This window comes from Coleofasciculus sp. F4-SAH-05 (assembly GCF_040222985.1).
In the GTDB taxonomy this organism is placed as follows: Bacteria; Cyanobacteriota; Cyanobacteriia; order Cyanobacteriales; family Coleofasciculaceae; genus Coleofasciculus; species Coleofasciculus chthonoplastes.
Window position 1 is genome coordinate 1 of record NZ_JAVKBY010000150.1, and the last position, 18,100, is coordinate 18,100.

Annotated in this window: 17 protein-coding genes and 1 pseudogene; 9 read left to right on the plus strand and 9 right to left on the minus strand. The window is 45.8% G+C overall.

All coding sequences use genetic code 11. The features are described 5' to 3' along the window. Positions 1-310: 310 nt before the first annotated feature. Positions 311-1,090: a 3-methyl-2-oxobutanoate hydroxymethyltransferase gene (gene panB / locus RIG27_RS17970; protein WP_446342025.1), complete on the plus strand. Its 780-nt coding sequence runs from the start codon at positions 311-313 to the stop codon at positions 1,088-1,090. A 386-nt stretch (positions 1,091-1,476) separates the two neighbouring features. Then, positions 1,477-3,858: a zinc metalloprotease HtpX gene (locus RIG27_RS17975; RefSeq protein WP_446347366.1), complete on the plus strand. Its 2,382-nt coding sequence runs from the start codon at positions 1,477-1,479 to the stop codon at positions 3,856-3,858. 342 nt (positions 3,859-4,200) lie between these two features. Here RIG27_RS17975 and RIG27_RS17980 read toward each other — a convergent pair whose 3' ends face one another. Both RIG27_RS17980 and wecB read right to left on the minus strand, forming a co-directional pair. Beyond that, positions 4,201-4,773 carry a CAP family protein gene (locus RIG27_RS17980; protein ID WP_446347368.1) on the minus strand — a complete coding sequence of 191 codons (573 nt, stop codon included), beginning with the start codon at positions 4,771-4,773 and terminating at the stop codon, positions 4,201-4,203. A 40-nt stretch (positions 4,774-4,813) separates the two neighbouring features. After that, positions 4,814-5,941 carry a non-hydrolyzing UDP-N-acetylglucosamine 2-epimerase gene (gene wecB / locus RIG27_RS17985; protein ID WP_446347370.1) on the minus strand — a complete coding sequence of 376 codons (1,128 nt, stop codon included), beginning with the start codon at positions 5,939-5,941 and terminating at the stop codon, positions 4,814-4,816. A 189-nt stretch (positions 5,942-6,130) separates the two neighbouring features. Between wecB and RIG27_RS17990 the strand changes: the two genes are divergently transcribed. Then, positions 6,131-7,060 (plus strand): alpha/beta hydrolase, encoded by a 930-nt coding sequence (locus RIG27_RS17990; protein ID WP_446347372.1) that lies wholly within the window; start codon positions 6,131-6,133, stop codon positions 7,058-7,060. Here the strand turns inward: RIG27_RS17990 and RIG27_RS17995 are convergent. Beyond that, entirely contained in the window at positions 7,048-7,239 is a 192-nt protein-coding gene (locus RIG27_RS17995) for a hypothetical protein (RefSeq protein ID WP_446347374.1), read from the minus strand. The genes RIG27_RS17990 and RIG27_RS17995 overlap by 13 nt on opposite strands. Here RIG27_RS17995 and RIG27_RS18000 point away from each other — a divergent pair. Further along, positions 7,224-7,940: a DUF2259 domain-containing protein gene (locus tag RIG27_RS18000; protein ID WP_446347395.1), complete on the plus strand. Its 717-nt coding sequence runs from the start codon at positions 7,224-7,226 to the stop codon at positions 7,938-7,940. The genes RIG27_RS17995 and RIG27_RS18000 overlap by 16 nt on opposite strands. Before the next feature lie 479 nt (positions 7,941-8,419). On the opposite strand, the gene RIG27_RS18005 is transcribed toward RIG27_RS18000, so the two are convergent. After that, positions 8,420-8,548, minus strand: a complete 129-nt coding sequence (locus tag RIG27_RS18005) for a hypothetical protein (RefSeq protein WP_446347376.1) — start codon at positions 8,546-8,548, stop codon at positions 8,420-8,422. 95 nt (positions 8,549-8,643) lie between these two features. Here RIG27_RS18005 and msrP point away from each other — a divergent pair, with 95 nt between their 5' ends. Beyond that, positions 8,644-9,639 (plus strand): protein-methionine-sulfoxide reductase catalytic subunit MsrP, encoded by a 996-nt coding sequence (gene msrP, locus RIG27_RS18010; protein WP_446347378.1) that lies wholly within the window; start codon positions 8,644-8,646, stop codon positions 9,637-9,639. 159 nt (positions 9,640-9,798) lie between these two features. Continuing rightward, positions 9,799-10,416, plus strand: coding sequence for a hypothetical protein (locus tag RIG27_RS18015; protein WP_446347380.1), 618 nt, complete (start codon positions 9,799-9,801; stop codon positions 10,414-10,416). Between the two features lie 213 nt (positions 10,417-10,629). Here RIG27_RS18015 and RIG27_RS18020 read toward each other — a convergent pair whose 3' ends face one another. Both RIG27_RS18020 and RIG27_RS18025 read right to left on the minus strand, forming a co-directional pair. Then, positions 10,630-11,985 carry an inorganic phosphate transporter gene (locus RIG27_RS18020; protein WP_446347381.1) on the minus strand — a complete coding sequence of 452 codons (1,356 nt, stop codon included), beginning with the start codon at positions 11,983-11,985 and terminating at the stop codon, positions 10,630-10,632. Positions 11,986-11,988: 3 nt separating this feature from the next. Continuing rightward, entirely contained in the window at positions 11,989-12,519 is a 531-nt protein-coding gene (locus tag RIG27_RS18025) for an O-acetyl-ADP-ribose deacetylase (protein ID WP_446347383.1), read from the minus strand. A gap of 275 nt (positions 12,520-12,794) precedes the next feature. Between RIG27_RS18025 and RIG27_RS18030 the strand changes: the two genes are divergently transcribed. After that, positions 12,795-13,112, plus strand: coding sequence for a hypothetical protein (locus RIG27_RS18030; protein ID WP_446347385.1), 318 nt, complete (start codon positions 12,795-12,797; stop codon positions 13,110-13,112). A 166-nt stretch (positions 13,113-13,278) separates the two neighbouring features. Here RIG27_RS18030 and RIG27_RS18035 read toward each other — a convergent pair whose 3' ends face one another. The 3 genes from RIG27_RS18035 to RIG27_RS18045 all read right to left on the minus strand — a co-directional run bounded on the left by RIG27_RS18035 (position 13,279) and on the right by RIG27_RS18045 (position 16,621). Then, positions 13,279-15,330 carry a DICT sensory domain-containing protein gene (locus RIG27_RS18035; protein WP_446347387.1) on the minus strand — a complete coding sequence of 684 codons (2,052 nt, stop codon included), beginning with the start codon at positions 15,328-15,330 and terminating at the stop codon, positions 13,279-13,281. After that, complete coding sequence (locus RIG27_RS18040) at positions 15,327-15,479, minus strand: hypothetical protein (protein ID WP_446347389.1); 153 nt, start codon at positions 15,477-15,479, stop codon at positions 15,327-15,329. Before RIG27_RS18040 ends, RIG27_RS18035 begins: the two co-directional genes overlap by 4 nt. Positions 15,480-15,772: 293 nt before the next feature. Then, the gene (locus RIG27_RS18045; RefSeq protein ID WP_446347391.1) at positions 15,773-16,621 is read right to left on the minus strand and encodes a hypothetical protein; all 849 of its coding nucleotides are present in this window, start codon (positions 16,619-16,621) and stop codon (positions 15,773-15,775) included. A gap of 388 nt (positions 16,622-17,009) precedes the next feature. Between RIG27_RS18045 and RIG27_RS18050 the strand changes: the two genes are divergently transcribed. Both RIG27_RS18050 and RIG27_RS18055 read left to right on the plus strand, forming a co-directional pair. Beyond that, positions 17,010-17,345 carry a hypothetical protein gene (locus tag RIG27_RS18050; protein WP_446347393.1) on the plus strand — a complete coding sequence of 112 codons (336 nt, stop codon included), beginning with the start codon at positions 17,010-17,012 and terminating at the stop codon, positions 17,343-17,345. Between the two features lie 94 nt (positions 17,346-17,439). Beyond that, positions 17,440-18,066, plus strand: a pseudogene (locus tag RIG27_RS18055) (RNA-guided endonuclease InsQ/TnpB family protein); the annotation flags it as partial. Between the last annotated feature and the right edge of the window lie 34 nt (positions 18,067-18,100).

Sequence of the window (18,100 nt, forward strand, 5' to 3'; positions counted from 1 at the left end):
GGGTTCCGTCCAGAAACAGGCTACACGTAGTCGCATCTGTGGACGGGTAAAATTCCAGCAGCTACATTGGTGTTGAACATTTTTGTATTGTTCCGGCGCGGTGGGGCATCCCGTGCCGTTAATAAAGCTCAGTTAATGTCCCGTCCCAATAGGTGGAGTCGCTGAGAAGCCCACATCATAGTCTTTTTGATTTGATGTGGGAGTATGTCACTTCCGGTAGTGGTTTGAGTTTAAACGTTATCGGTAAAACCCGCCCCGACACAGTCACACACCATGTCATCAAGGATCGCCTTGGATCACAATTTCCCCAATGGTCAATATTCAGCAACTGAAACAATGGAAACAACAAGGGCGTCCGTTGGTCGTCTTGACCGCTTGGGACTATGCGATCGCGCAATTATTAGAGGCGGCGGGAGTGGATATTATTCTGGTTGGGGATTCCTTGGGAATGGTCACATTGGGGTATGAGACAACATTACCCGTAACCTTGGACGAGATGCTGCACCATGCTAAAGCCGTGCGTCGGGGTGTCAAACAGGCATTCGTGGTGTGCGATTTACCCTTTTTAAGTTATCAGGAAAGTTTACAACAAGCGATGCACTCGGCGGGTCGGGTATTGAAGGAAACTGGGGCGCAGGCGGTGAAATTAGAAGGCGGACATCCAGCCATAGTCCAAACGGTAGCCCACTTAACGGCGGCGGGAATTCCGGTGATGGGTCATGTCGGGTTGACACCGCAGTCGGTACATCTGCTGGGTTATCGTCAGCAAGGGAAAACAGAAGCAGCAGCGGAGCGGATTTTAGCCGAAGCGATCGCCCTTGAGCAAGCGGGTGTTTTTGCCCTGGTTTTAGAGCATATTCCGGCAGATTTGGCTAGGAAGATTACACAAACCTTAACCATTCCCACGATTGGGATTGGTGCTGGAGTCGATTGCGATGGACAAGTATTAGTCACAGCCGATTTACTGGGACTTTCGGAACGTCAGCCACCCTTTGCCAAAGTCTATGCGAATTTGCGGCAAGTGATTACTCAGGCGGTGCAAGACTATAGTAATGATGTGCGAGAGCGACAGTTTCCAGAGGAGAAATAGCTGACTTCTCCGGCGACTAAAATTCGGGTATTTTCGATTAAGGGAAAACACCGTAGGGGCAAGGATTCGCAACCAATTTACATCACCCAATCCTTAATTTTATCAGTTTGTCCCCCTGTAGGGGCGACCCGCCGAATTTAATTAACATTACCCAACCTTTAATTATATCGGGTCGCCCTCCGTCGGTTATCATCTGAAACCGCATACATTTAGACCGGGGCGAGTCGAGATAGGTTAATTCTCGCCTCGAACATTTGTGCAGCGACTCGCCCCTACACAAAACTTTACAATGACGCGATCGCGAAACCCCCCGCGATTGCTCCGCCGGATGAAACATTCCTGGCAAGAGAGCGTATCGTTAAAGAGCAGGGTATAGTGTAACGATTATGGCTTCTGTTCCCAATCCCTCCCTCGATGCTGGTTTAGCGGCTCTCAAACAGGGCAATTACGATGTGGCGATCGCACATCTGGAAGATGTCTGCGAATTTGAGTTAGATCAAGCCATTATCTCCCGCGCCAGTGTCGCCCTCGTCAAGGCTTATCGCCAAAGTGGTGATATCCAAAATGCGATCGCACTTTGCCAAACCCTCACCCAAGATCTCAATCCCAAGGTGCAACAATGGGCGACAAGCACCTTATCGGAACTCATGGCGGAATCCCCACCCTCAGCCAATCAGACGGGTTTTACGCCAGAAGAAGACACTTCAGCGAATCCGACGGGATTTGTTCCCCTCAACTCACCCTCCTCCCCAACCAAACCGGGAACGATTAAACAGCGGTTAACCGATTCAGCCAAACGCCTATTTACAGGAGATAAATCGCAACAACAGTCTCCGGGAAACCAACCCTCTCCTCAACCCTCATCCCAACTCCCCGTGGCGTTCACACCCCCTTCCGCGCCCTCTGTCTTTTCCCCCAGCCCTCGGTTTCGCAACTTAGGGCGTGCAGAAAATTGGCGTCCGTTCAAACCCCCGAAATTAAGGCAATTGGCGCTAATTGTTGCAGGAAGTGCGATCGCGTTTGCTTGGTTGCTGCGTTTCTGGCTAAACTTTTTAATGGCAACCACCAACACTATCTTGGTGCAATTGCCGCTATTATCACCGATTCAATGGTTATACCGCGATCCCACTCAGGCTTTAGCTGTCTTGGCGATTGTGACACTAATCGTCTCTCCCTGGTTAATGGATTGGCTATTAAAGCAGGTGTATGGATTAGAACCACTCTCCGTCAGCCAACTCGCGGCGCGATCCTCGGAATCAGCTAAAGTGATCCAACGGTTTTGTCGTCAACGCCGTTTACCGTTACCGACGTTGGGTATTTTACCCACAGAAGCGCCATTAGCGATAACGTATGGGAATTTGCCGCGCACCGCTCGAATTGTCGTCAGTGAGGGGTTATTGACACAACTGGCTGACGATGAAATCGCGACGATTTATGCAGCTCAGTTGGGGCATATTGTTCACTGGGACTTTATCTTAAGTTCTCTAGGCACATTAATTCTCCAGTTTCCCTATCTCTTTTATCTATATGTAGCTCAAGGGGGAGAACAGTTAGCCGAGTGGATTCGGGGAAAATATCCCGCCACCCAACGAGTCTTACCGCCTCTGTGTTTAGGAATATCGAGTATTATTTCTAGCTTAGGTTACGCTACCTATTGGCTACTGCGCCTCCCCTTACTCTGGTTTTCCCGGATTAGAATTTACTATAGCGATCGCGTGGCGATAGAAACCACTGGAAATCCCAATGGGTTAACCCGGGCGTTATTGAAAATTGGCTTAGGGATGAGTGATGCAATCCACAAAGCCGGACAAACCCGCCCCTTATGGGAAAGCTTTGATTTAGTATTACCTGTAGGATACCGACAAGGATTACTCCTAAGCAGTTGTTCGCCCCATGTCCCCTTTGAACGGGTTTTACAGTGGGAATGTACCAACCCTTACCGCCACTGGTTAATTATTACAGCCGCTCATCCACTTTTAGGCGATCGCTTGCATTTATGCGCCCGTTATGCTCTTCATTGGAAACTAGGTACAGAATTAGATTTACCCATACCACCACCACCCATACGGGATAATAAAACACGCTGGTTAAAACTCATCGCCAGTTATGAAGCCTTTCCCTTATTTCAAAGTGTCCTATTAACTGGATTTGTTGTCGGTGTTTTACTGCGAATTGGGTTCTGGTTACTCGGTATCATTAGTGATTGGTTATCTCGCTGGTGGATAACTGGATTCTGGCGGCTAATCTGGTTACACAACGCTGGATCATTTCTGGATGCTTGTATCCTAATTGCATTTAGTCTAAGTATTATTTTCTGGATTAACCGTTACTTTCCCGATATCAAACCAGCGGCGATTCGTCACCAACCCAGCTTAGAACAAATGCTCGCTGATCCGAATGCGTTACCCTCTACCCATCAACCCGTGGAATTTACAGGTAAACTTTTAGGGCGACGGGGATTGCAGAATTGGTTAGGGGTAGATTTAATTATCGAAACCGATAGTGGTTTAGTTAAACTGCATTACTTTTCAATTTTAGGTCCTCTGGGTAACTTACTCCCCCTGGGAACCCGCCCTAGTGAGTTAGTGGGTGAATCAGTGATAGTAATGGGTTGGTTTCGGCGGGGGGTAACGCCGTGGATTGATGTGGAGACATTGAGTACATCCGATGGGAAAGTCAGTCGCGCCGATTATCCCTTATGGTTAGTCATCCTGGCTGTAGTCGCCGCGATATGGGCATCTTATTTAATTTGGACGTTACCTGCATAGATGTTTGTCACCCCCTTTTACCACGGCGATTAAAATCGGAAGTAACCCTCATTTACCACGGCGATTAAAATCGCTGCTACACAAACAAAGTCCGCCTACGCGGACTGGGTTATAACCGGGATGGCTAACCTTGATTTGGTGTAACATATTTTGTCGCCTTAATGTCACTAAATCCACCATTTTGTAGGGGCGGGTTTAACCACTAAAGTTTGTTGTCACCCTGATGTCACTAAACCCGCCCCGACTAACAACCATAATTCTGGCTACAAAAACCAAGCCTAACGGGATCAGGTTTGAAACTGTTCCCTGTTCCCTGTTCCCTCCCCTCACAAGTCACAATAATTACGGTGCCATAACATTATCGGGAAACTGTCCCATCACATTACCTGCAGGCGCATATTGGCAAACCACATAGAAGGCATTATACTGAGTCTCTTGAATCGTTTTAACCCCCCGTGCTTCACCACATCCTAACTGGGTGCTATTCTTCCAAACCACCTGGGTAAAATGCCCTGTTTCTGAAGAAAACCCAGGATTGGCATAGTCATAATCTGAAACCTCGTTGTACCAGCTCGTAACCGCTTGGTTCGCCAGGGTAGCTGCGTCTACAGAGGATGCTGTCGTGTAGGACACATATATGTTTTCTCCCGCATCCGAGTTACTGTGTTCAAACACGCCATTCGTTGCCAGATAATCTGCCCAATTTTGAGCGCTGTCATTGAGGGAATCACTCAGGGTCATATCAGAACTATGATGGGTGTCCCGATAGGTATTGTGCTGAGACAAAGCTTGGCTGCGAAATGTACTTAGGTTTATCCCTGTCTGCCCATTAACTGGGTTACTGCTGATTATCCCCAAGGGAATCATCGTTGCCAAGCCGAGATAAACAATCCCAAAAAATTGCTTCCGATTCATGGGTTACTCCTAACCATAGATGGAAAAAAGTTGTATATTCTTATACTAATTCAAACCGCCCCGAAAAATAACCTTTGACAATTTCCCAAATCCGTGCTGCGGCGTAACCATCCCCAAACGGATTAACGGCGGTAGCCATAACCTGATAAGCCTTAGCATCTCCGAGTAATTCACTAGCTGCGGCGACAATTTGACTCGGATTGGTTCCCACCAATTTTGCTGTCCCCGCTTCAATCGCTTCTGGGCGTTCCGTAGTTTCCCGCAACACTAACACCGGTTTCCCTAAACTCGGCGCTTCCTCCTGCAATCCCCCCGAATCCGTCAGCAACAGATAACACCGTGCGATCGCGCCCACTAATTCGCCATAATCTAAGGGTTCGGTCAAAAAGACTCGCGGATGATTACCCAACACTTGTTTCAGAGGTTCTCTAACCGTAGGATTTCGGTGTAGCGGTAACAGTAACGCCGTATCCGGAAACTGTTCCAATAGTTGAATAAAGGCTTGGGCAATATCTGCTAACGGTTTACCCCAATTTTCTCGGCGGTGAACCGTGGCTAACAAAACGCGATACTTGTCCCACTCTAACCCCGGCACCAGACATTGAGGTTCCTGCTTGGCTACCGTCAGTAAAGCATCAATCACTGTATTCCCCGTCTGGTGAATCTCGCCCACAATCCCTGACGTTTTCAGATTCTCTACCGCCTTAGCTGTCGGCGCAAAATTCAGTTGGGCTAACTGAGAAATCAACCGCCGATTCGCTTCTTCGGGATAAGGATTAAACAAATCATCGGTTCGTAACCCTGCTTCCACATGACCCACAGGGATTTTTTGATAAAATGCCGCTAAAGTCGCCGCGAATGCGGTTGTTGTATCCCCTTGTACAATCACCAACTGTGGGTTAATATCGGCAAATAACTCCTCCAATCCCCGCAAACTTCGACAGGTAATATCGGTCAGCGTTTGCTTGGCTTGCATAATTTCTAAATCGCGATCAGCTTTTAGTTGAAATAGCCGCATTACCTGATCCACCATTTCCCGATGCTGACCCGTTAAAATGACCTGAGTCTTAAACAGATCACAGGCTTGAAATTGTTGGATCACAGGTGCAAGTTTAATCGCCTCTGGGCGAGTACCTAACGTAATACAGATTGTTGGTTTATACGTCATAATTCATAAATAAATCATACGTCAATTGTAGGGGCGGGTTTAGGAACTCGATTAACTTGTCACCGATAACGTATAAACAAAACCCGCCCGCCCTCACCGATAACGTTTGAACAAAACCCGCCCTGATTCTTAGATAATTTATGTTTGGTCATGAGAAAACTATTCCATAATTTATGATTCCTGTTGATTATGCCATTGAATGACTCAACCCAGCTACTATTAAATCAAATTAAACAATTAGGACTACCTTCTCTCAATGAACTTGACCCTATCCAGGCGAGAGAACAAGCCACGCAAGCGAATCAATTGTCCCATAAACCTGAACCTGTCGCCTTGGTGGAGAATCGTCTCATTCCGGGTTCTCAAATCGATATTCCGATCCGAATTTATACACCCACCGGAAACACACCCTTTCCGATTCTGGTATTTTTCCACGGTGGCGGTTGGGTGATTGGAAACTTAGAGGCGGTGGATAGTATCTGTCGCACGCTAACGAATCAAGCCGGGTGTATTGTTGTTTCCGTGGATTACCGTCTCGCACCCGAACATAAATTTCCCGCCGCCGTAGAGGATGCGTACACCGCCACAGAATGGGTGGCTAAAAATGCGGCGTCGTTTCAGGGTGATCCGAAACGCATTGCTGTGGGTGGAGATAGCGCTGGAGGAAACTTAGCCGCCGTTGTCGCCTTACTGTCACGCGATCGCAAGTTTCCCTCCCTAAGGTATCAAGTGCTATTCTATCCCGCGACTCAGTATGGCTTTGACACCGACTCCCATCGGCAAAATGGCAAAGATTACCTGTTAACCACAGAATTATTAGTGTGGTTTTGGCATCACTATCTCTCATCAGCCGCCGACGGGCAAAATCCCCAAGCTTCACCCTTACTGGCGGACGATTTGAGTAATTTACCCCCAGCTTTGATTATCACCGCTGAATATGATCCCCTGCGAGATGAAGGAGAAGCCTATGGGATGCGCTTGCAAAAAGCGGGTGTACCTGTAAGAATGACTCGCTATAAGGGTACAATTCATGGCTTTATTGGCATGGCACAGGTTCTAGATCAAGGTCGAGAAGCCCTAGCTGAAGCTGCCGTCGCCCTCCAGTCTCAGTTCAAGTAAAAACCCTTACATAAACCTAGCTGGCTTAGCGCTTCACGAGTATGACAAATGACAAATGACAAATGACAAATGACAAATGACAAATGACAAATGACAAATGACAAATGACAAATGACGATCCCCGCCGTTAACTTTAATTGTCCCCACCGACTTACTTTTTTTGATGAAAATAGCATCATTCGTGTCTCCCGCGATCGCAGCCAGTGTGATCCTGTTCCTGAACCCCGGATATGCAGCCATACTCAACACATCGGTTCGCTTAGCCGGATTCTCCCCGGATAATCGTCATTATATTCATCTAGAAAGTTACCGGGATTCAGTCACAGAAGTTCCCACGGCTCATCTGCAAATTATCAATATTCCCAATAATTCCTGTGTCAGAAATGGATGTCTGCGAACCAACTATGATCGCGATGCCTATAGTCTTAGCAATCAAGCGGCTGAAAACGACTTGCTGCAAGACACAGTAACCCTCCGACAAGATTTGGGACTGAATCGGCTCAAAGTTGGCATTAAACTCCCTGTCATCAATAGCACCAGTCAGCCAGATGACAGCGAAACTATTACATTTCGCTTAAACAACCAGCCGTTACAACTGCGCCTAGAACAAAGGCGTATCCCCTCCGTCTTATCTGGAGGCACGTCTCCAGTCGAACGGGCGTCTATGCGCTTAATCATAAACTATCAGAATCAGCGCTTAACTCTGGGTAGTCTGAACAACTACCGGGATGCCGTGAAAGGCTATCGGATACGAGAGGTGCGGCTATCTCCTAACCGTAGTAATATCGTGGTTCTGCTAGATATGCTGCAACCGACTCACGAGGATGTCGTCAAAACCACGTTAGTGCAAAGCTTTTCTTTGCAGCCGTTTGAAAATTAGTCATAGTGAATCCAGACTAGAGTCGCTACTCTCACCAATTTAAATTTATGTGTCTATAAGTTAGGGAAAGAAAAGAAACATTAAAAAATATTGCAAAGGGTTGTACTTTTCTGAGAGAGTAGTAAATTAGTAATTGAAGCGAAAGAGAAAGCTTCAATGACAGATATTAATGTCACTTGAAAATCCAGAAAGGAGGGAAAGCTAAGACTCTGTTAAATCTAATATCTGTCTTATCCGAGACCAAACTTCTAACAGCAACACTCAACGCGAAGACTGATACATCCTCTAACTAGAAATGTAGCGAGCAATGCATCTGAATTCCCGAATTTAGAGCAACTCTATTTATCATTAATCATGGAGAGGAAGTCACTCAGAGAGCAGGTTGAGTGTTGTTGTTATGTATAAGTAGGTTGGGACAATTAAAGTTAAAGGTGGGGGTTGTCATTCGTCATTTGTCATTTGTAAGGGTTTGAGGGTTGTTAATATAACTTCATAAGATTGAGGTGATTTCCACCAACTGATTTCCCTGCTCCCCCATCTCCCCCATCTCCCCCAGCTTCCCCTGCTTCCCCTGCTCCCTGTTCCCCCTTCCCTCTCCTCACCGCCAACACTTATTTAGCGTTTGACTAGAAACAGGTTAAGATTTGTATACAGGCGTTCTTTCCATTTACGCCGCCGCATCAGCCGTCAACCTTGTTTCCCAATGACCCTTATCCGCGTTCCCCAATCCTGGGAAATTCCCGAAAACCAAATCACGCCTGAAGCCGTTTACTTCAATCGGCGTCGCTTTCTCAAAACCCTAGTCGGTGCGAGTATTCTCCCCATCCTGGGATGTCAAGCCTCCTCTGACTCGGAAACCAATAAGGAACTAGCCGCTACCCTCAATCAACAGACGGTTAAATCCCTTAACACCAATCCCGCATTTGCGAATGTTGACCGTTCCATCACCAATGAGTTACTGGCGGGACAATATAATAACTTCTATGAATTTGGCAGTGGCAAATCGATATGGCAAGCCGCGCAAGCCTTACCGACAGACGAGTGGAAGGTTGAAGTCACCGGATTGGTGAAAAATCCCCGCACCTACGATTTAGACGATTTACGCAAAAAATTCCCCCTCGAAGAACGCATCTATCGCTTCCGTTGTGTCGAAGCCTGGTCGATGGTATTGCCATGGCTAGGATTTCCGATGCGATTATTAATGGAAGAGGTAGAACCCACATCTAAAGCCAAATTTGTCCGGTTTACGTCTTTCGATGATCCTCAAATTAGAATCAGTCCAGCGTGGTCATTCAGTGGTAAACTACCGTGGCCCTACACCGAAGGATTAACGGTAGAGGAAATGGCGAATGACTTGGCATTTTTTGCCGTGGGGATTTACGGTCATTTTCTGCCGAAACAGCATGGGGCACCAATTCGAGAGGTTGTGCCATGGAAATATGGGTTTAAGGGGGCTAAGTCTATTGTCAAGATTGAATTTGTTGAGACTCAACCCGCGACATTTTGGAATACGTTAATTCCTTACGAGTACAAGTTTGAGGCAAATGTAAATCCGGATGTACCCCACCCACGTTGGTCTCAAGCGACGGAAAAGTTTGTTGGTAAGGGACCCGATTTTTCCTGGGAAAGACGGGAAACGCTTCCCTATAACGGGTATGGGGAATATGTGGCACAGTTGTATCCCAGACTCCGCACTTAAAAGTAAAGTTGGACAGCAATAGTGTAGAGACATATCTTGGCACGTTTATCAATTGTAGGGGCGGGTTTAGGGACTAAAATGTGCTTACCCCGCCGATAACTGTTAAACAAAACCCGCCCTTAATCGTTATGGGCTAAACCCTTTATCGAACAAACCATTATGTCTTTTGGTGACTATAGAAAATACTCAGCCGCTGAATTAAAAGCTATCTTTAATATCACGCTATTGAAAGACGCTAATTTATTTAGCAACTTTCACCCCACCGATCAGTCTTATCCTGATTTGCAGGTAGCCGTAAAAAAGATGAAGTCTCGCATTAGCCTGTCCAAATCAGATAACGAAGCAACCCGAGGTAGTCTCTTAGTATCTCACATTTTGTGGGAAGCTAGCGACACTTATAATCTCGGTATCTTTTTTGAACCACCCGTTGATATTAATCCAGAGGAAACACCGGGTTTACCTCACCCATTAAATGGTAAATACGATTGCGCTTTAAGCCTTGATGAGATTGATTTTATATCGCCGATTATTTCAGTCGTCGAAGTCAAAAAAAGTAGTCTATCTGATGGTTTAGGGCAATGTGTCGCGGAAATGTATGCGACGCTAAATAAGTTCCAGCAAAATCAAGTCTACGGCATTATCACAGATGGGGAAGTCTGGTCGTTTTTATTGCTAGAAAACCTGACACTTTCGGTTGATGAAAATAATTATTACATTAGCAATGTTGTCGATATTGTTGACCGGATTGGTTATATCGCCGAAACGTTTAAGGAATAAGCATTCCCTCGAATCAAGTCAATCAAATGGGCAATTGTAGGGGCGGGTTTAGGGAGAATGTCACTGACTTAAGCTGGGTTCGTAGTAGGCACTTTAGTGCCAGAAGCGCTAAAGCGCTTACTACAAACTCTAAAGTCAGTGGCATTCGGTTTAGGGACTAACGCTAATTAAAAGCCGATAAATGATCAACAAAACCCGCCCTTGCTTAAGAGCCTAAAGAAAAATCCCACGTAAACTGATAAAGATAATTGCCCCTAAACTAGCGGCTGCGGGTAGCGTAATCAACCAAGCCAGAGCAATCGATCTAAGGGTTTGAAAGCGAACTGTGCGCCAATTCTGAATCAATCCAATACCCACAATACCCCCCACTAAAGCGTGAGACGTTGAAACCGGGAAGCCGAAGCGGGAGGCGAGTAAGACTGTCGTAGCTGTGGCAATTTCGGCACAGAATCCACTACTGGGTTGTAAAGGGATAATATTTTCCCCAACGGTAGTAATCACCTTTTTGCCCCAAACAGCTAACCCGGCAACGATACCAGTACCACCAATGATGAGAATCCATAACGGAATATCAAAGGCGGTGAGGGGAACCGTACCCGTTGCAATGATATACGCGATCGCAGCTAAGGGAGCGATCGCATTCCCGACATCGTTGGAACCGTGAGCAAATGCAACAAAGCAAGCGCTGATAACTTGAAACCGCGCCAGTTGTTGCTCAATCGGTGAGGGAAAGGGAGACACAGCATTAGGGGGTGGGGCAAGATTCGCTTCAATTTCCGCTTCTCCAGTTTCCCGGATGCGAATATCCTTGTCTGGAGATTCTTCAGGATTAATAGGTAGAATTAAGGTGCTACGTTCCAACTGACGCCAACTAATCAAACTCAGGACAATAGCCGCAATCGAAACTGTAATAATCGGTAAATCATGGGTAGGAATTGGCAAGGCATAAAATAGAGGACGATTAAATAAACTTGGCATGACAATCGCGCCAAAAATACTCAAAAGAATAGCACTTAGCCAAGGAATCCATTCCCGTAACTGGGCAATCGGATTCCTTTGCCTTAAAATTGAGGTATTGATAATACTGTAAAATCCGGCGGCTAAACTACCACTAACAACAGGTGTAATAATCCAAGTTAACGAAATACGCCCCAACGTTCCCCAATCTACCGCCTGCACCCCAATCGCCACCCAACAAAATCCGGCGATCGCGCCAACCACCGCATGAGATGATGCCACAGGTAATCCCAGACTGGTAGCAATTTGTAACCATAAACCACAAGCCAGTAATACAGACATCATCCCCAGTAGTAACACCTGTGGCGTTTGGGCAAATAACGTTGGATCAATCACTCTCGTTGCTAACGTTGTCGCCACCCCTTGACCAAATAAAACCGCGCCCGTAAACTCCAAAATCCCGGCAATAATTAGCGCTTGTCGTAGAGTAACCGCTTTTGAGCCAACTGACGTTCCCATAGAATTAGCAACATCATTGGCACCTAGATTCCAAGCGACATAGAATGCAAGAATGGCAGTTAAACTGAGTTGAACTAGAGCTATTGAAATCACTCGTTATTCCTTATTTGTGATAATGTCCTGCATGGCTTGCCGATGGTAGTTATAAGATTGCTTAGAGAAACAAACAAAAATCACTTGATCGATGGTTGTATTTCCTTCCAAAACCTGCTTAACTGTACCCACAGCTATTCTGGCAGCTCGTTCTGGCCCAAACCTATAAGCACCCGTACTGATGGCAGGAAAAGCAATACTACGAATATTATTTTGCTCAGCTAATTCTAAACTTCGATAATAACAACTAGCTAACAAAGCATCCTCGCCATGATTACCATCCCGCCAGACAGGTCCCACAGTATGAATCACCCAATCAGCCGAAAGATTGTAACCCTGGGTAATTTTAGCATCACCCGTTTCACAGCCATTCAAACCTCGACATTCTGCCAACAAACCGGGTCCAGCCGCACGATGAATCGCCCCATCCACACCGCCGCCACCGAGGAGAGAGGTGTTTGCCGCATTGACAATCGCATCAACGTTTAACTGAGTGATATCCCCTTCAATGACATTTATTTTGCCTGTTATCATGAATATTATCCTCCTGAGAAATAATTCTGTTTCGTTGGATGCATCACAGATCACCGATAAGTAAGTTCAGCAGTAGGGGGACAGTTTTGGTGTTGTTGTAATAGGCGCGATCGCGTCTAGGTTAGGCTCTGTAGAAAACCAAGACTCAGTAGACCCAGCCGATAAATGATACCATTAGCTACCCAACCTTCCCATAGATGTTCCTCTGGAACCGTCTACCTTATGGCTTATTTCTGGGAGGCTTCTTCAATATTAAACTGACGCTCTAGGATAGTATGTTACCCACACCCTTACCATCTCAACCAAGAATGGATCAGCGCTGGCACACATTCACGGAAATATTAAAACGCCTGCATCGAGAAGGCATATACATTCATTCTGAACAATTAGCAGAATTTATGGTGGCACATGGATTGCCCGTTGATTTATGCTATGTCCCAGAACATTTGCACTCTAAAGCCATTCAAATCAATCAAAACTATCAGGGCGATATGGTGTCCATAGCTGAACAACCCGAACCCGATTGGGATTATTCCTGGATGAACGAAGTCCAAACGCCCATCCTAAAAAACAATCCCTGCTATAAAATTTAAGTAAAAAATAGAGATTTATCCTCACATTTCCTATTTCCAAATGCTCTAAACTTTCAATCAAGTCCGCTCAATTCCTCTGCGTACCTCTGCGGTATCCTCTGCGTACTCTGCGTTAACAAAATATAATTCATACGAATGAACTTACTCTGACAGAGTAATCCTCAATTCACTTTCGCTTAACTCTTGACCCCTTACGACTACCTTTCCCCTTCCCTTTAGATTGCTTTGATTCTGATGTTGGCGCAATCATTGGCACCGTAAAATGAAACTGACAACCTTGGTCTTTACCCGCCGAGTCTGCCCAAATTTTACCGCCCCACCCATTGACAATTTGGCGACAAATTGCTAAGCCCAAGCCGGTTCCACCAGTTGTCCGTCGCAGCGCCCCTTCTTCTTGATAAAAGCGATCAAAGACATCCTCTAGGCGATTCGGTTCAATCCCTCGCCCTGTATCAGCGACAGTCACTTTTAACATCGAATTCCCATTAGTTTGAATTCCAATGGTGATTTCTCCTTGGGAGGAGGTAAATTTGCAGGCGTTGTCTAGGAGTTTGGCAAGGGTTTCTACTAGCCACTCACCATCGGCTTGGACTAAGGGCAGATCTGTGGGAAGTTGATTAATAATATTCGGGCGCCGATCCTCTGACCAATGGACGTTGATCCGGCTAAGGGCTAAGTCAACACATTCTTGCAGAGAAATGGCTTCGACATTCCATTCCACGCGCCCACTTTCCAGGCGGGAGAGGGTGAGAAAGTCTTGCACCAGTTTCCGCAGGCGTTCGGCGTCGTCAAGGGCGGTATTCAGCATCACCTGACGCAATTCTGGTGACATATCGGGTTCGCTGGCGAGACTTTCTAGGCAAACCTGAATTGTGGACAGGGGGGTGCGGAGTTCATGACCCGTGATAGCGACTAAGTTACTACGAGTCCGGTCAAGGGCGGCGAGTTGTTGGTTCAAATCTTGCAAATTCGCATAAGCTTCAGCTTGGATTAAGGCGACACCCACTTGAGTTGCGATCGCTTCGACAAGGGCAAGTTCTTCATCCTTCCACCGATAAGGAGTTTCGCCGCAGTGGTGTAACTCAACCATCCCCAATAATCGACCCTGATATAGTACAGGAACCATGAGCCACGATCGCATGCCAAAGGTTTGCACCAATTCCTTTAATTTAGAAGATGGGGAATTGGCGCTTTTGCTGGCTGTCTGGTTCAGCCGAGGATCATGTTGGGTATCTTCTACGGAAATGGACTCTTGATGTTCGACAATTCCTTGAAACAGCGTATTGTCTTTTAGGGGCCAAGGGCTACCTAGAGTAGAGCAAAGGATCGTGCGATCGCGCCCTCGGGTTTCCAGGTACTCATGGGTAATCGTGGCTTCCGTATCCGTGGCTTTACAGCGGTAAATCAGACAACGACAGGAACCCATGGCTCGCCCTAACTCTTGCACCGCGATTTCCAGAACTTCATGGGGATTGAGCGATCGCCGAATCGCTGTGGTAATCGAATTCACCAAACGCTCGCGTTGTTCTTGAGCCGCGATCGAGCTATAGGCTTTCAGGAGTTTATACTGACCCGCTTGTAAGTAAGTCACCAACCGATGCACAAACGGATCGGGATTGGGTGAGTCTTCCGGATTCAGGTTTGAGCTTTGAGTTGAGCCAGAACTGATATACTCAGCTTTTGCTTGCTCGATTTTATCCGCTAACTCAGGTCGATAGGTGGCAATGCGATCCAGAAGCAACTCGGCGGCTTTTGTACTAACCGTCCGGTCAAATGTCCAAATTCCCTCAAAACGCCGAGAGGTATCCATCTCCCCATTGGCGCTATTGGAGACAGACAGACATTTTTCTCGGCAGATCAGACAGTTGGCATAGTGAGAACCAATCACCACTAAATGCCACTCGTGACTTAAGGCATCGCCCGGATCAAATGCCACGGTTTCGTGGTGATCTGAGCTATTCTTGAAATCCGTTTCTGGTGCGGCTAATACATACACATGAGGTGTCCGTTGGGCAATGCGCCGATAGCGATGAGCTTCCTGACGATAGAAGCGTTCTCGCTGAAAACAGGCAATCACCAACGGTTGCTCCGAACCAGCTAAGACCTGATCTTCCATCGCATGGGAGAGTGCTGTCAACGACGCTTTGAAATATACTTGTTGCCTCAGGTGGGGCATGGCTTGGAGTAAGTGAGCCAGCACCGAAGTTTTGATGATCATTCAAATAAGCGATAAGCAGTTTTTAGCTTGAGCTTGGCAACAAACCCTTGACAAATCCCCTTTTTTATGATTTTTATTGCCATAATCCCCGATTGATCGAAAGCAATCGGCAGGTATAGGGAATGCCATTCAGCAACGCGATTCTGCAAAGAACCCCTGTGGGTCATAATCGAGTTGATAACTTGTCCTATCAACCTATCGTACAAAAAAGAAGGTAACTTCCACCTAGCGAACCCGATAAAATTCCTCTCTAGGCTCCGGGGAGATGTCCAGGTGAGCGAATGTCTCGAACCAGAGGTAGAGCGATTTGAAACCTCAAACCTGGTTCCAGGATACTGGTAACGCTGATGCTTTCTGAGTAAAACTGGAACGCTGGAATGCTTTAACTCCTGATAAACAAAAGAAATAAACAACAAAACTTATTCAATAGTCTGGACTTTAATCATTTTTTACTTAGTTTAGTTCCGATCGCACAAGTCCCCAATGTCAATAAACCTAATAGCATTGATGCTTCAGGAACAGGAATTTCAGATTGTTTAGACTCAATAAAATTAATATATGCTTTTTGATTGTTAGAATTAAACAAAAAATTATCTGAACTCTGGAAAAGATTAAAACCGTAGGGATCACCAACAGCCAAGACTTGACCACTATTGGCAAAAGGCTGAAATTCCACCATCGACCTGATTGAGCCATTTGTACCAATCAGCATCCCCCCAGTGGGAGTAATATCGGTTACCATTGACTCAATGTCAGTGGCTAATGATGTACCAAATGTTTGACCTCTGAGGTCGCCTAATGCGCCGACGGTAGTTGGAGAAACTATATTTTTAAACATGCCACCTGTAGGAGAATTGACACCACCGACAACACCTGTATACCGTGAACCGAGCCCTAGTGATTCCAGTACCGAATTAGCCGAATTCTGTTCAGAAGGATTTGAATCAGATTCAACAATCAAAAAACCACCCGTTTTAACGAAGTTAGTCAGCACAGTACTTTCGGTTGATGTCAGAATTTTTGAGGACGTTCCGTGAAAGAATACATCAACGTCAGCTATATTTGCCTCGGTTAGGGTTGATACTCCTGGAAGGATAGTATGTGAACGCTCCAGAAGACTTGATCTAAATGCACTGTATTGCAATGTGCCATTTCCGGCATTGAATAAGTCACCCCCACGCTGATTAGCGCTGTTCCAACTTCTTAGGGTTAATGCACCTGCTGAATTTACTCCTAAAGCTTCTAGAAGAATAGATGTTGATAGAGTTATTGTTATTAATAGTTTATTCATGTTAGTAATGGGATAATCTGCTTCTCAATATACAGGATACATAAAATTAAAGTTTAACTCTCTAGTTTTTGGTCATATTCACAAAAACTTTACATAGAGCAATGAATGAAGTTATTATTAATTTTAATGAGTATTAAGCACAAATTTACATAGATGAAAGATGATACCTGTAACTCCATCTACATTGATCAAACTATGCCAATATTTGTAAAATAAGTTTATATTATTTAAATAAACTTAACTGTCTTGACTAAACAAGTCGTCATTTTTATAAGATAAACTTATCAAAATTAATAGATTTTATCTTCACACAATATTTACAACTTGTCCCTTGACAAAAGACAAATGACAAAGGACAAATGACAAAGGACGGACAAAGGACAAAGGAATGAATAAACTGTTGCCGGGTTTCTCCGAAGGCTTCCCTGTAGCGCTAAGAGTATGGTTAGTGTTTTTGCTATGTCTGGTTTTACTCGGATACTCAGTTCCCTTCAGCATAGTAGTGGGCGCTGTTGGGGGAATTGCTAGCGGCTGGGTTGTGGCTTGGTGGAATAGTAAAGATCAACCGAGTCCCGCACCCTCTGAACCCCAAGATGAGCCAGAGGAAGCCCCCGTCAAGTTAAGTGGATTAGCCTTGGCGAAACAGCGTCGAGAGGCTAGAGCGAGGAAGCGTTCCCAGAAAAGCTCCATTCCATTGACGGGATTATTAAACCGAAGTAAGTGAGCAATGGGGATTGGGTATTGGGTACGGGGGTTGAGAACTGTAACCAAATCCCTAATCACCTCTTGTCATCTCTTTTGATTTGAGTAGATAATAGAGTGAAGACTGTAACCGATGGTTTATCAGCTTTAAGCTGGAATATGAACCAGTCAACCGCCCCAAACCCCACCCTGTAGTGGGTGTCGATCTGGGCATAAAAGCGTTAGCCGTGTTGTCTACCGGGATTGTAGTGGAGGGGGCGAAAGCTTACCGAAAGTACGAGAAAAAACTCTCACGACTGCAATGGATAAATCGTCATAAACAAATTGGTTCAGTTAATTGGAAGAAAGCCCAAATTAAGATAGCTAGACTCCATCGAAAAATAGCCAACATTCGCAAAGATACATTGCACAAACTCACGTCCTATTTAGCCCAAAACCACAGCCGAATAGGAATAGAGAATCTTAATGTGTCGGGCATGATGGCTAATCACAAATTGGCGAAAGCTATTCAGGATATGGGCTTTCACGAGTTCAAACGCCAGTTAGAGTATAAGTGCCAGTTGTACGGATCAAGCTTGGTTGTAGTAGACCGATGGTATCCCTCAACTAAAACCTGCTCAAGATGCCATACCGTCCAAGAGGAGATGCCTTTATCAGAGCGAGTTTTCCGGTGCGATAACTGCGGACTGGAAATCGACAGAGATTTTAATGCCTCCATTAATTTGGAGATAGCCGCCAGTTAGGTGGGGAAGTGCCTGTGGACTGGTTGAGTGCCGT